Origin of the sequence: Thermoflexus sp. (assembly GCF_040289485.1) — a bacterium.
Taxonomy (GTDB): Bacteria; Chloroflexota; Anaerolineae; order Thermoflexales; family Thermoflexaceae; genus Thermoflexus.
In genome coordinates, this window is the sequence record NZ_PSLG01000005.1 from 51,309 (window position 1) to 64,537 (window position 13,229).

A 13,229-nucleotide genomic window follows, 5' to 3' on the forward strand; every position below is an offset into this window, starting at 1 on the left:
ATGACCCGATGGATGGGACCGGAGATGTTGATCCCCATGGTGATTGAGAACACGGGGCGCGGGGAGCGGGTCTACGACATCTACTCGCTGCTCCTCAAGGAACGGATCATCTTCCTGGGCACGCCCATCAACGACCAGGTGGCCAACCTGGTGGTGGCCCAGTTGCTTTACCTGGATCGGGAGGATCCCGAGGAGGAGATCCGGCTGTATATCCACTCGCCTGGGGGGTTGATCTACCCCGGATTGGCCATCTATGACACGATGCAGCAGGTGCGCGCCCCCATCTCCACCATCGCCGTGGGCTGGACGGCCAGCATGGCCACGGTGCTGCTGGCGGCGGGGACCAAGGGTCGTCGCTTCGCCCTCCCCCACGCCACCATCCACATGCACCCGGCCGGCGGCGGCGCTCAGGGCTACGCGCCGGACATCGAGATCCAATACAAAGAACTGATGCGGATGCAGAACCTGATCTTCGAACTGTTGGCCCGCCACACCGGACAGCCGATCGAGCGGATCGCGGACGACTTCGACCGGGACTACTATATGTCCGCCGAGGAGGCGGTGAAATACGGGATCATCGACGAGGTGCTCAAGCCGCCGCCGCACAAGGAGCCCCCGCCGCTGCCGTCCAAGGTCGCCACCCCCGACGGCCATAAGGAGTAGGCGGGGATGCATCGCCCCCGGGGGGAGGCGCCCCGTTGCTCCTTCTGCCGGCGGGATCCGGCGGAGACGGGCCGGCTGCTGGCCGGCCCCGACGGGGTCTACATCTGTGAGGAGTGTGTGGAACTCAGTTACCAGATGCTGCGGGCGGAGCGCCCAGCGCCCCCTCGGGCCTCCGCCCCGCCTCCTCGACGCCTCCCCTCCCCCCGCGAGATCTACGCCTACCTCGACCAATATGTGGTGGGGCAGGATCGCGCCAAGCGGGTGCTCTCGGTGGCTGTCTACAACCATTACAAGCGGATCGCCAGCGGGGGCCGCTGGGATGATGTCGAGATCGAGAAGAGCAACATCCTGCTCATCGGCCCCACCGGCTGCGGCAAGACCCTGCTGGCCCGCACCCTGGCCCGCTTCCTGGACGTCCCCTTCGCCATCGCCGACGCCACCTCCCTCACCGAGGCCGGTTACGTGGGAGAGGATGTGGAGAACATCCTCCTGCGTCTGATCCAGGCCGCCGACTACGACCTGGCCCGGGCCGAGCAGGGCATCGTCTACATCGACGAGATCGACAAGATCGCCCGCAAGTCCGGCGCCAACCCCTCCATCACCCGCGACGTCTCCGGCGAGGGCGTGCAGCAGGCCCTCCTCAAGATCATCGAGGGGACGGTCGCCAACGTGCCCCCCCAGGGCGGGCGCAAGCACCCCCACCAGGAGTTCATCCAGATCGACACCACCCACATCCTCTTCATCTGCGGCGGCGCCTTCGAGGGCCTCCCCAAGATCATCGCCGAGCGCCTGGGCCTCCGGGGCCCCATCGGCTTCCCCGGCGAGGCCAGAACCCGCGGCCGGGCCCACCTCTCGGAGGCCGAGCTGCTCCAGCAGGTCACCCCCGAGGACCTCATCCGCTTCGGCATGATCCCCGAACTGGTGGGCCGGCTGCCGGTGGTGATCCCAGTGGACCCGCTGGACCGGGAGGCACTGAAGGCGGTGTTGACCCGGCCCCGCAACGCCCTGGTGAAGCAGTTCCAGCGGCTGTTCGCCCTGGACAACGTGGAACTGATCTTCACCCCAGAGGCCATCGAGGCGGCGGCCGAGGAGGCCTTGCGCCTGGGGACTGGCGCGCGGGCCCTGCGGTCGATCCTGGAGCGGACGCTGATGGACGTGATGTATGAGATCCCCTCCCGTCCCCAGATCCGCCGTTGCATCGTCACCCCCGAGGCCGTCCGGGGCCAGGCACCGCCGCTGCTGCTCACCGAATCCGGCCACCCGGTCGACCTCCGGCGCGCCGCTTAACCGCCCACCGCCCGCCCGGCCGACCGGCGCCGGTGGACGGCGAAGGCAACCAGGACCGCCGCCCAGATCCCCAGGTCCACCCACCCGCGCAGGAGGACGGCCAGGACATGGGTGGCATTGCGGAAGGTGGCCCCAGGGCTCCACGGCGTCGGTGTGGGGGTGGGCGTAGGAGTGAGGCGCAGCGGCTGGAGGAAGACCGTGATCAGCGAGTAAGCCGAGCGGCCCCGCAGGTAGTTCATCGTATTCCTAGCGGACGTCCTGGCCGGCGGTGGTCTCCTCCAGGACCCGCAGGCCGATGCGCCGCAAGCGGCCCAGCATCTCGGCGAAGCGCTCGGCGGGCACAGCGAAGGTGAGGCGGGCGCTGAGGATGTAGCCGCCGGCGTCGACCGCCAGGGCCTCGATGCGGGTTGGGGGCCTCCTTGGGAAGGTCTCGCCGGAAAGACCCCCCCGCCGACGGCGATTGGCGCCCCCGCCGGGCGCCCGTTACAATCCACCCTGGACGCCCGGGATGTCACCGCTCGAAGGCCCGTGCATCTAAATCCAAGGGCGTGAAAGGGAGAGCGTCCCTATGGCCGTGCGACCGATTGTCACGGCGGACCAGCCCATCCTGCGGCGGAAGGCGGAGCCGGTGGCCCGCATCACCCCGGCCCTCCGGCGCCTCATCGATGACATGGTGGAGACCATGCGGGCGGCGGAGGGGATCGGGCTGGCCGCCCCGCAGGTGGGAGAGCCTCTCCGGGTCATCGTGGTGGAGGTCCCCGAGGACCCGGAGGTGCCGGGGAGCGGGATCCTCTACGCCGTGATCAACCCGGAGATCGTCGAGGCCTCGGAGGAGATCGTGGAGGGGGTGGAGGGCTGCCTCTCCATCCCGGGGTGGTATGGCTGGGTGCCCCGAGCGGCCGTCGTCGTGGTGCGGGGGCTGGATCGGGAGGGGCGGCGGGTGCGGGTCCGGGCCCAGGGGCTGGTGGCCCGCGTCTTCCAGCATGAGATCGATCACCTGGACGGCATCCTGTTCCCCGACCGCATCCAGGACCCGACCAAGATCTGGCGCGCCCAGCCGACCCCGGAGCCGGTCGTCGCATCCGGAGGGTGACGATGGCGCCACCGGCCGTCGCCGACCTGCGTTTCAAAGACGGCGAAACGTTCCGGAAATGGGCGGAGACAGGTAGAGCGCTATCAACGGGACGGAGACCGCGTTCCGGGATCTCAGAAACCATCGAGCCAGGAGGGAACGCATGGAGAACCTGATCATCCTGGGCGCGGGGCCGGCCGGGCTGACCGCGGCCCTGTATGCGGCGCGGGCCAACCTCTCGCCGCTGGTCATCACCGGCAACAGCGTGGGCGGCCAGATCGCCACCACCGATGTGGTGGAGAACTTCCCGGGGTTCCCAGAGCCCATCGGGGGGGCGGAACTGGCCGAGCGCATGAAGCAGCAGGCCGAGCGCTTCGGCGCCCGCTTCGCGTTCGACGAGGCCATCGCGGTGGACCTCGGGAGCCATCCGTTCCGGGTGCGCACCGATGGAGGGGAATACACCGCGAAGGCCCTGATCGTCGCCACCGGGGCCACCCCCCGCCGGCTCAACGTCCCCGGCGAGCAGGAGTTCTGGGGGCGCGGGGTCTCGGTGTGCGCCACCTGCGACGGCTTCTTCTTCACCGATAAGGAAGTGGTGGTGGTGGGCGGCGGCGACAGCGCCTTCCAGGAGGGCCTGTTCCTCACCCGTTACGCCCGGAAGGTGACCATCGTCCACCGGCGCGACCGGTTCCGGGCGCAGCCCATCCTCCAGGAGCGGGCGCGGGCCCACCCGAAGATCGCCTTCCTCACCAACACGGTCGTCACCGCCATCCTGGGCGACGGCAAGGTGCGGGCGGTGCGCCTGCGAAACGTGGTCACCGGGGAGGAGCGGGAGTTCCCCACCGACGGCGTCTTCATCTTCATCGGCTACGAGCCCAACACCGCCCTGTTCCGGGGCCAGTTGGCGATGGACGAGGCCGGCTACATCCGAGTGAACGAGCGGCTGCACACCAGCGTCCCCGGCGTCTTCGCCGCCGGCGAGGTCCACGACCGGTGGTTCCGCCAAGCGATCACCTCCGCCGGCTTCGGGGCCATGGCGGCGATGGAGGCAGAGAAGTTCCTGGCGGAATTGGAACACCGGGGCAGCCCCGCCGCCCTCCCCTGATTTCCCCAGAGCCCCGTCCCGCGCGCGGATTGTTCACCAGAGATCACCAGTGCCCTCACGCGCTCGTAAACCCCCCTACCCCGCCGCCGGCCAGGGCCCGGTCGGGGCATCGGCGCTCTGTCCCCCCAACTCATAGGACCAAAGTCCTATCCCCTAAGGCCATGGCTTGACGATCATGAAGTCAGAGCCTGTTAACCGAGGAGGTGGGCGATGGTGCGGTTGCTGCAGGCGTGGCTGTGGCTGCGGGAGAAGGGACAGGGGCTGGTGGAATACGCCCTGATCCTGGTGCTGATCGCTGTCGTGGTCATCGTCATCCTCTCCCTGCTGGGCACCCAGGTCAGCCGCGTGTTCTCCCAGATCACCAGCGCCCTCGGGGGCTCGTAAACCCCCCTACCCCGCCGCCGGCCAGGGCCCGGTCGGGGTCCCCCCGATGCGGGCCCTGGTTTGTTTTGGGCCCGCCCGCGCCCCCGCGGGCCGGCGTGCGCGCCGAGGACCGTCGGAAGGCAGCACGGCGTGGGGTGTAGATAGAATAGAGAAGCCGGCTTCGCCCGGGACACACCATCCCTGTCTTCCGAAGGTCCGATGAACGCTGCCCTGGCCGATCGCTTCCTGGAGCAGACCCAGAACCCAGACGGTGGATGGGGCTACCACCCTGGGGATCCTTCCATGGTGGAGCCTACGGGAGCTGTCATGCTGGCCTTAGCCGATGGCTCCGATGGCTCCGATCGCCCGGCCTGGTCCCGGGCCCACGCCTGGCTGGAACAGGCGCAGCACCCGGATGGCGGGTGGGGGTTCGGGCTGGAGGATCCGGAGAGCCACTGGGCGACGGCGTGGGCGATCCTGGCCCTGGCCCGCCGCCAGCCAGATACTCCAGCGGTCCGCCGTGGGGTCCGCTGGCTGTGGGAAGTGCCGGTCCTCCGCATCGTCCAGCGGGATCTCACCGAAGAGATCGCCCGCGGGCTGGGGATCGATCCGGCCATCGCCGGCTGGCCGTGGCGGCCGGGCGAGGCCGCGTGGGTGGAGCCCACGGCCTTGGCCCTCCTGGCCCTGGCCGCCGCCGGGGCGCTCGCCGAGAACCTCCCGCGGATCCCGGAGGCGGTGCGCTACCTGGCCGATCGCCGGTGCCGGGGCGGGGGCTGGAATTTCGGGAACCCCTTCATGCTCGGCACGTATCTCCCGCCCCGGGCGCATCCCACCGCCTGGGCCCTCCTGGCGCTGGGCCAAGTCGCACCGGACCAGATCCGGGACGAGGATGTGGCTGCCCTGCGCCACGAGATGGCCGCCGATGGGGGCGCGCTGGCCCTGGCCCTGGGGGTGCTGGCCCTCGAAACCATCGGCCGGCCGGACCCGCAGGCCCGTGCCCGGCTGGCCGCGATGCAGCAGCCCGACGGCAGTTGGGCGGGCAGCCCCTATGTTACCGCCCTGGCCCGGCTGGCGTTGGGAGGAGGATGGCCGTGGCAGCCCCGCGCCTGACCCGACGGGCGTTCTTGCGGCTGCTGCTGCTGGCCGGCATCGGGGGCGGACTGGCCTACGCCGAACGCCGGACGCAGCCTGCCGGCCTCTCGAACTTCCTGCGCTGGCTCGCCCGCGGGTGGCTCCGTCAGCAGCAACCCCCGGCCATCGTCGCCCTCGCCGGCGGCCTGGACTACGACGAAAACGTCCTCCGGGACGCCCTGGAGGACCTCTGGGCCCAGGCCGGGATGCCCGAGGTTGCCGGGAAACGGGTGCTGGTCAAGCCCAACCTGATCGATTGGATGGAGGGCCGTCCGATCGTCACCGCCCCCGAGGTGGTCGCGGCCGTCCTCGATGTCCTGCAGGCCCGCGGCGCGGCGGCGGTGGTGGTCGGGGAAGGGCCCGGCTTCCGGCGTGACGCCAAGCCCCTGGTCGCGCATAGCGGCCTGGCCCGGGTCCTGGCCGCCCATGGGGTCCCCTTCGTGGATTTGAACTATGATGCCCTCCGACCCGTCCCCACCCGAGACGGCTGGTTCCCGCGGACGTCGACCCTGTGGCTCCCTCGCCATGTGGTGGAGGCGGACCTCATCGTCTCGGTCGCCAAGCTCAAGACCCACCACTGGGCGGGCGTCACCCTAAGCCTCAAGAACCTCTTCGGGGTGGTGCCGGGGGCTCGCTACGGCTGGCCTAAGAACATCCTCCATGTCAACGGCATCACCCCCAGCATCCTCGGGCTGCGGGCCTCCCTGCCTCCGGTGGTGAGCGTCATCGACGGCATCGTCGGGATGGAGGGGGATGGCCCCTTGTTGGGGACGCCCGTCCCCCACGGGGTGCTGCTGGCGGGCGCCGACCCGCTGGCGGTGGACCTCATTGGGGCACAGATCATGGGGTTCGGGGCGGAGGAGATCGAGCACCTGGCCATAGGGACCTGGGCGGGCCTCGGCCAGGGGTTCCATATTGAGGTCCGCGGCGCCCCGCTGGAGGCGTTGCGCCGCCGATATCAGCGCCCGCCTGGCAAGAGCTGAGGGACTGATGATGGGGGGAGGACCGCTGCTGCTGCTGTGGATCGTGCTGGCAGTCCTCAGCCGGTTGATGGCCGCTGTGGTCTCGCCCATACGGCCGTTGACAGCGCTGGAGCAGGCGGTGGCCCTCTGGCCGCCTGCGCCTCCCTATGAGCGCTGGCTGGAACGGGCGCTGATCGCCCCGTGGGTGCGCTGGGACGCGGAATGGTATGGGCGGATCGTGGAACAGGGCTATCGCGCGGGGGATGGCACCCTCCAGTTCTACCCGCTGTATCCCCTCCTGGCCCTCCCGCTGGCCCGCCGGGGCCTTTCGCCGGCCGCCGCCCTGACCCTCGTCAGCCTGGCAGCCAGCCTGGGGGTGATGCGGCTCCTGCCCCTCGTGGTCGATGGGGACCTCCCTGCGGTCCGACGGGCGGCGCTGCTGTTGTGGACCTTCCCAACGGCCTTTGTGCTCTTCGCCCCTTACGCCGAGGCGGTCTTCCTGTGCATGGCCATAGGGAGTTTCGCGGCCATGGGCCGCGGGCGATGGGGCTGGGCGGGGCTGGCGGCGGCGCTGGCCGCTCTGGCGCGCCCCCAGGGGATCTTCCTCGGGCTCCCGCTGGCCTGGACGTTGGCCCGCCAGCGGGCGCTGCGGTCCGGCGGCTGGGCCCTGGCCCTCCCGGCCCTCGGCTTCGGGGGCTGGCACTTCTATCGAATCGCCGTCTGGGAAGGGCTGCCGCCCCCCGGCTCCGGCCTCCACGACTGGATCTATGGGCTGCTGCTCTCCCCCTCCGCCACGCGGGTGGTCCCGGTCCAGGCCTTCCTCCCGCCGTGGGAGGCGATGGGGCGCGCCCTGGAACGGTTCGCCGCCGCGCCGGATCTGGACCTCGGGGTCAACCTGGCGGTGGCCCTGTGGTGGCTGCTGCTGGCGGCAGCGGCATGGGGGCCGATGACGGGGGCAGAGCGCCTGTATACGGCGGCGGTGGCCCTGGCGGCCTTCAGCTACCACACCGGCCCGGTGCACCCGTATATGGGGCTGCCCCGGCATCTGTTCCTCGCCTTCCCGGTGTTCACCGCCCTGGGCCGCCGGCCCGCCCGCTGGATCGACGGGCTGCCGATCCCCCAGATGGCCGGCTGGTCGCTCCTGATCGGGCTGTATGGGCTGCACACCTGGGTGACTTAGCGGTCCGCCTCAAAGACGATGCCTGCTCTGGGGGGAACACCCACATGGCGCATCGAGCTGCTGGGGAGGATCTGCGCAGGGCACGCGGGGTGCGGTGGGCGCTTTGGGCGGCCGCCCTCCACATCGGCATGGCCCTGGGATACGTGGGGCTGGCGGCCGCGGCCATCCGGCAGGGGATGATCTGGCGGGCGGACTTCACGGCCCGATACACCGGCGCCCGCCTGGTTTGGGAGGGCCAGGGGGCGGATCTCTATGATCGGGAGACCCAGGCCCGCTGGCAGCAGGCCCTTTTGGGCGGGCGGACCCTGGCGGACGGGCTGCTGCCTTACAACCATCCCCCTCACACGGCGCTGCTGCTGGCCCCGCTGGCCGCTTTGCCCCTGGAGGCCGCCTTCGCGGCCTGGACCCTGGCCAACCTGGGCCTGGGGGCGGCCCTGGCGCTGGACCTGACCCGGTTCGCTCGTCCCTGGCGGCGCGCCGAGCGCGCGCTGGTCCTCACCACCTTTGCGGCCCTCCCGGGCCTCCTGCTTTCGTTCCTGCTGGGGGCCTTTTCCCTCTGGACCACGGTGGCGCTGTGGGGGTTCTATAGGGCGTTGAAGGGCCGGCGGGCGGTGACGGCCGCCGCCTGGCTGGTGTTCGGGAGCATCCATCCGCATTTTTTTCTCTTTCCGGTCCTGACGCTGGCGGCGGGGCGCCGCTGGCGGGCCCTGGGGGCGTGGGCGGCCGGGATGCTGGCGCTGTTCGGATGGGCCGCCTGGCGCCTGGGGCCAACGGTGGGGTGGGGTTGGCTGGCGATGCTCCGCTGGAGCGCCAGCGCCTTCGGGGAAGGCGGCATCGATCCCCGAGCAATGGCCAACCTGAAGGGGCTCCTGACCCACGCGCTGGGCCCATCCCAAGCCGCGGCGGTGAACCTGTTGGCCGCCCTCGCCCTAATGGGCGCCGCGGCGGCTGTCTTCGGGATCTGGCGGGGGACATGGGCGCCGGAACGAGCGGACTTCGAAGCCCGGATGGCGTTGACCCTCGCCTTGGGGCAACTCACGAACCTGCACGTCCACCCTCAGGACACCTTGTTGCTTTTCGTCCCCGGGCTCCTGCTCTACACGGCCTTGCGGGCCCAGGGCCGAGGGCGGGCCTTCGGGGCGATGGCCGTCCTCTTCCCGCCCGTGGGCCTGGCGGCCACCTTCGGCGGGGCCGGCGGGCCGTGCGGCGCCCTCGCTGCCCTGGCGCTGGCGATCGGGGCGGCCGGGGCCTTGCGGGTGGGGGAAGGCTCGCGGAGGGAAGGATGAAGGGTTCCCCACGCCGCGTGCAGACGCTCCGCCTGCTCGCCGCCGCCAACCTGGCCGGGATCGGCGGCCTGGAACTGGCTTTGCTCCTCCACGGGAGCCGCTCTTTTTTTCTCTCGATTGTCGGGGCTGATTTCCGGGCCCTCTACGCCGCGGCGGCCATCGCCCAGCATGAGGGGTTCCACCGCATCTACGACCTTCACGCCCACGAAGCCGTTCAGCGGGCCCTTCTCGGCCTGGGGCCGGGGGATTCCAACTTCGTCGTGATCCCGATGGTGTTCCCTGCTGCTTTTGTGCTCCCGATGCTGGGGCTACTGCCCCTAGGCCCCGCTGGGGCCTGGGCGGTATGGACCCTCCTGGGAGTCCTCGCCCTTGGGGTTTACCTGAGGGGATGGTGGGGATCGGAGAAGGGACGCGGGATGGCCATCGCCCTCGCCCTGCTCTCCTATCCGGTCTTCACCAACGTTCTGTGGGGACAGGTAGGGACGTGGCTGGTCCTGTGCGCCGGGGAATGTCTCCGCCACCTGCATCGGGGGCGGCCGGGATGGGCAGGGATATGGGCCGCGGGGCTCCTCATCAAGCCCCAGACCCTCTTCCTGGTCCTTCCGGCGTTGCTGGGGGAAGGGGGATGGCGGGCCCTGGGGGGTTGGGCGGCCGCCGGCGCGGGGGTGATCGGCCTCTCGGCCCTGCTGGCCGGCGGGGAGGGCCTCGGGCGCTGGCTGGGCCTCCTGATGGGCTTCGCCGCCGGCTACCCCGCGATGGTCCCCGAGGTGGTGGGGGCAGAGACCATGATGAGCTGGCGGGCGTGGGGGGCACTGGGGGAGCGATGGGCGCCGCCTCCCTGGCGACCGTGGATCTGGGCCGGGGTGGGGCTGGGGATGGGGCTTACGGCCCTGGTGGCGCTGCGCCCGTGGTGGAAGGGGCCCCGGGGCCCAGCCGGCGATCCCCTGCACTGGTTGGGCCTGTGGGCGGCCACGCCCGTGGTCGGGTGGCATGCCCACCCGCACACGGCCGTGCTGGCCCTGCCGGCCCTGCTGGCGGCCCAGGGGACCGGCCGCTTGCCCCGGTGGCTCCTCCCCTTCTGGGCGCTGGCGCCCGTGGCGGCATGGATCGGGACCACCCTGGGGATTTCCCTCGGCCTCCTTCCGGATCTCAGCGGGCTGGGGAACTGGGCGGCAGCGCGGACCCTTTTCCTGATCCACCTCGGCCTGGCCCTCGCCATCGGGGCACGGTCGCGGGAAACACCCTCCTCTTCGGGAGGCCCGCCATGCGCCGGGTAGGAGCAGCAAAGGCGTGGCTCCGGCGGGCCGCCTTCGGCGGGGCGGCCTTTATCGGCCTGTTCTCCCTCGGCCTGAACCTTCTCGCCCTTCGCACCTATGAGACCGCGGATCCGCTGGCCAAGGACCTGGTGCAGGACCTGGTGGCGGCACGGATGGCCTGGGAAGGCGGCTCCCCCTATGAGGACCTCCCCGCTTTGGGAGCGCGTTATATCGGGATCCCGCTGGCGTTGCGCCATCCCACCCCGCATCCTCCATCCCTGCTGCTCCTGGCCATGCCCCTCACCTTCTTGGACCTCCGCCTGGCCCTGTGGGTGTGGTTCTTCTTCCAGGTGGGACTTCTGTTCGCCCTGGCCGCCGCGCTCCTTCGGCTCTGGGGAACATCGCCCACCATGCCCGCTCTCCTCGGCCTGGGCCTCGCCCTCGCCGGCTGGTATCCGGTTTTCGAGGATCTTTTATATGCGCAGATAAATCTGCTCCTCGCCTTCCTGGTGGCAGCGATGGGGATCTCCATGCGCCGGGGACAGGAAGGGCGGGCCGGGGCCCTCCTCGGCCTGGCCATCGCCCTCAAGGTGTTCCTGGGGCCACTGGCCCTGACCCTGCTCCTTTACCGTCGGTGGCGCGCCGCCGCCGCTGCCCTCGCCACGGCCCTCGCCCTCCACCTCCTGGCCGGCGCCGTCCTCGGATGGGAAAGCCTGCGCGACTACTACCTGCGGGTGGCTCCGATGGTGGCCGATCTCTATCGCCCCTTCTCCCACAACCTCTCCGCCTGGTCCCTAGGGGACCGGCTCTTCGCCGGGACCGTCTCCCGGGTGATCCCTGGCCTGGATGCGCCGCCGCCCATCCCCGCGCCCCATCTGGCCCCCCTGGCCTCCACCCTGGCCGTCCTCGGGCTGTTGTTCTTCGGCCTCCGCCAGGCGTGGCGCGTCCGCGACCTCGAACAGGCCCTGGCCCTAATGACCCCCATCAGCATCCTCGCCAGCCCCATCGCCTGGGTCCACTACCTCACGATATTGGCCATGCCCCTGACCATCGCCGCCCGCCGCGGAACAGGGTGCGGGAAATGGATGCGGCTGGGCGGGGTGCTGATCCTCCTCAGCCTGCCCCTCGGGCTCATCGACGATGGGGTCCGGGCCCTTCTGGGCTCTCCATCGGCCCTCCCCCCGTGGGCCCCATGGCTCGCCTTCCTGCCGGCGGCCGGCGCCTTCGGCCTGGCCTGGATCCTGGGACGGATCGCGCCTTCGGCGGAGGCGGCGCGATGACGCCTGGATGGGGACGTCGCCTGCGGGTTTGCCCGCGCCGGGTCCCGCTGTTCGCCCCGGACGGGCGCTGGGCATCCGATCGGAGGTCTGCGAGCCGATGCCGGCGACCTCGTGGTTGACCCCGGCCCGCCAGCGCTACGCCTGGATCGTGGGGGCGGCCCTGTGGGGCGGGTGGCTGGCCAGCCTCCTGCTGGGCCGCGACGGGCTGGATCGGGCGGGGCAGGTGATTGGGACGGACTACCTGCAATTCTACGCGGCCGGGTGGATGCTCCGCCACGGCCTGGCAGCCCACCTCTACGATCCCGAGGCCCAACTGGCCGCCGAGCGAGCCGTCTTCGGCCTCCACCTGCCCACTTATCACGCTTTCCTGAACCCTCCCTTCTTCGCCCTCCTCTTTGTCCCTTTCTCTTGGCTGCCTTACACCCTCAGTTTCGCCCTGTGGTCCCTCCTGCAACTGGGGCTGCTGGCCCTCGGCATATGGGCGCTGCGTCCCCAGGCGGGCGCCCGGTGGTTTGGGTGGGCCTTGACCTTCCTCCCGGTCTTCGCCTCGGTGAGTTTCGGGCAGAACGGCCTGCTGAGCCTGGCCCTCCTCGCCCTGGCCTGGCGGCTCTGGGCCGCCGGCCGGCCCGGGGCGGCCGGGGGGATCGCCGGCCTGCTGCTCTATAAGCCCCATCTGCTGATCGGCCCCGCCCTGGTCTGGCTGCTGGAGGGTCCGCGGGGCTGGCGGGCGCTGGGGGGCCTGGCCACGACCGCGGCCCTCCTAGCTCTCCTTTCGGCCCTCGCCCTCCCCGAGGCGACGGCAGCCTACGGGGCCTTCGCCTGGACGGTGTATCCCGACCTGCCGGCGTGGAAGGATTTCCCGCTCTGGCACCTCCATACCCTGCGGGGGTTCTGGCGCCTGCTGCTGCCCGGGGCGCCCCACCTGGCCGATCGGTTGACCCTCCTGCTGGCCCCCCTGGGGGTCGCCTTCGGAGCCGCCCTCCGCCGCGCCCCCCAGGGATCCCCCTCCTTGCGGCTCGCCCTGGGGATCCCCCTCACCTTCTGGCTGGCCCCCCATGCGATGATCTACGACCTCTCCCTCCTGCTGATCCCGGCGGTCCGACTGTGGGAGGAGATCCCTGAGGGCCGCCCGACCTGGCGGTCGCTGTTCGCTGGGATGTGGACGGCGGCTCTCCTGAGCGGCCCGCTGGCCGTCGGCATGGGGCATACCCTCGGATGGGCCCTCCAGATCAGCATCCCCGTCCTCGCCGGGGCCATGGCCCGCGTCAGATGGGCGCTGGCCCGCCATCCGGAAAACCGAGGCGGCCCATGACGCGTGGACCGCCGGCGGCTACGGAGGCCCCGCCAGGCAGGTCAACCGGAAGATCTCCACCGCCGCAGCGGGGGAGGAACACCTCGTAGAGGAAGCGAACGCTCCGCCCCACCCAGCCCCCGGGATCCCGCCTCTGCAGCCACTCCAGATCCCCCCGGCTGACCCAGAGATGGGTGACCGTTCCGTGGCGCATCGTCATCCCTTTCACCCTGCGAGGCGAAACGGATGACCGGCCCCTTCCGGCTTCCTCGACCCGTGGCGCGTAGACCGGCCCAGGGCCGTTCCGCCGCCCGAGGGATCTCCACAGGCGTCCCTTCCCGGGGAACTCCCGG

Annotated in this window: 13 protein-coding genes; 12 read left to right on the forward strand and 1 reads right to left on the reverse strand. The window is 71.0% G+C overall.

Translation table 11 applies throughout. From position 1 onward, the window contains the following. Entirely contained in the window at positions 1-663 is a 663-nt protein-coding gene (locus C4313_RS01750) for a ClpP family protease (protein ID WP_352428157.1), read from the forward strand. 6 nt (positions 664-669) lie between these two features. Next, positions 670-1,950 (forward strand): ATP-dependent Clp protease ATP-binding subunit ClpX, encoded by a 1,281-nt coding sequence (gene clpX, locus C4313_RS01755; protein ID WP_352428158.1) that lies wholly within the window; start codon positions 670-672, stop codon positions 1,948-1,950. Here the strand turns inward: clpX and C4313_RS01760 are convergent. Further along, entirely contained in the window at positions 1,947-2,189 is a 243-nt protein-coding gene (locus C4313_RS01760; protein WP_352428159.1) for a hypothetical protein, read from the reverse strand. The genes clpX and C4313_RS01760 overlap by 4 nt on opposite strands. Positions 2,190-2,518: 329 nt before the next feature. On the opposite strand from C4313_RS01760, the gene def reads away from it, so the two are divergent. The 10 genes from def (at position 2,519) to C4313_RS01810 (ending at position 12,897) form a co-directional block, all read left to right on the forward strand. Then, the gene (def, locus tag C4313_RS01765; protein ID WP_352428160.1) at positions 2,519-3,043 is read left to right on the forward strand and encodes a peptide deformylase; all 525 of its coding nucleotides are present in this window, start codon (positions 2,519-2,521) and stop codon (positions 3,041-3,043) included. A gap of 142 nt (positions 3,044-3,185) precedes the next feature. Further along, positions 3,186-4,127, forward strand: a complete 942-nt coding sequence (gene trxB / locus C4313_RS01770) for a thioredoxin-disulfide reductase (protein ID WP_352428161.1) — start codon at positions 3,186-3,188, stop codon at positions 4,125-4,127. 210 nt (positions 4,128-4,337) lie between these two features. Continuing rightward, positions 4,338-4,511 carry a Flp family type IVb pilin gene (locus tag C4313_RS01775; RefSeq protein ID WP_352428162.1) on the forward strand — a complete coding sequence of 58 codons (174 nt, stop codon included), beginning with the start codon at positions 4,338-4,340 and terminating at the stop codon, positions 4,509-4,511. Positions 4,512-4,709: 198 nt separating this feature from the next. Continuing rightward, the gene (locus C4313_RS01780) at positions 4,710-5,600 is read left to right on the forward strand and encodes a prenyltransferase/squalene oxidase repeat-containing protein (RefSeq protein WP_352428163.1); all 891 of its coding nucleotides are present in this window, start codon (positions 4,710-4,712) and stop codon (positions 5,598-5,600) included. Beyond that, complete coding sequence (locus C4313_RS01785) at positions 5,582-6,604, forward strand: DUF362 domain-containing protein (protein ID WP_352428164.1); 1,023 nt, start codon at positions 5,582-5,584, stop codon at positions 6,602-6,604. The genes C4313_RS01780 and C4313_RS01785 overlap by 19 nt, the downstream gene beginning before the upstream one ends. Before the next feature lie 10 nt (positions 6,605-6,614). Beyond that, positions 6,615-7,763 carry a putative hexosyltransferase gene (locus C4313_RS01790; protein WP_352428165.1) on the forward strand — a complete coding sequence of 383 codons (1,149 nt, stop codon included), beginning with the start codon at positions 6,615-6,617 and terminating at the stop codon, positions 7,761-7,763. A gap of 44 nt (positions 7,764-7,807) precedes the next feature. Further along, positions 7,808-9,049: a glycosyltransferase 87 family protein gene (locus C4313_RS01795; RefSeq protein ID WP_352428166.1), complete on the forward strand. Its 1,242-nt coding sequence runs from the start codon at positions 7,808-7,810 to the stop codon at positions 9,047-9,049. Next, positions 9,046-10,326 (forward strand): glycosyltransferase 87 family protein, encoded by a 1,281-nt coding sequence (locus C4313_RS01800; RefSeq protein ID WP_352428167.1) that lies wholly within the window; start codon positions 9,046-9,048, stop codon positions 10,324-10,326. Before C4313_RS01795 ends, C4313_RS01800 begins: the two co-directional genes overlap by 4 nt. Next, positions 10,314-11,585, forward strand: a complete 1,272-nt coding sequence (locus tag C4313_RS01805) for a glycosyltransferase family 87 protein (RefSeq protein ID WP_352428168.1) — start codon at positions 10,314-10,316, stop codon at positions 11,583-11,585. Before C4313_RS01800 ends, C4313_RS01805 begins: the two co-directional genes overlap by 13 nt. Before the next feature lie 97 nt (positions 11,586-11,682). Next, a complete protein-coding gene (locus C4313_RS01810) occupies positions 11,683-12,897 on the forward strand; it encodes a glycosyltransferase 87 family protein (protein WP_352428169.1) in 1,215 nt (404 codons plus the stop codon). The last annotated feature ends 332 nt before the right edge of the window (positions 12,898-13,229 follow it).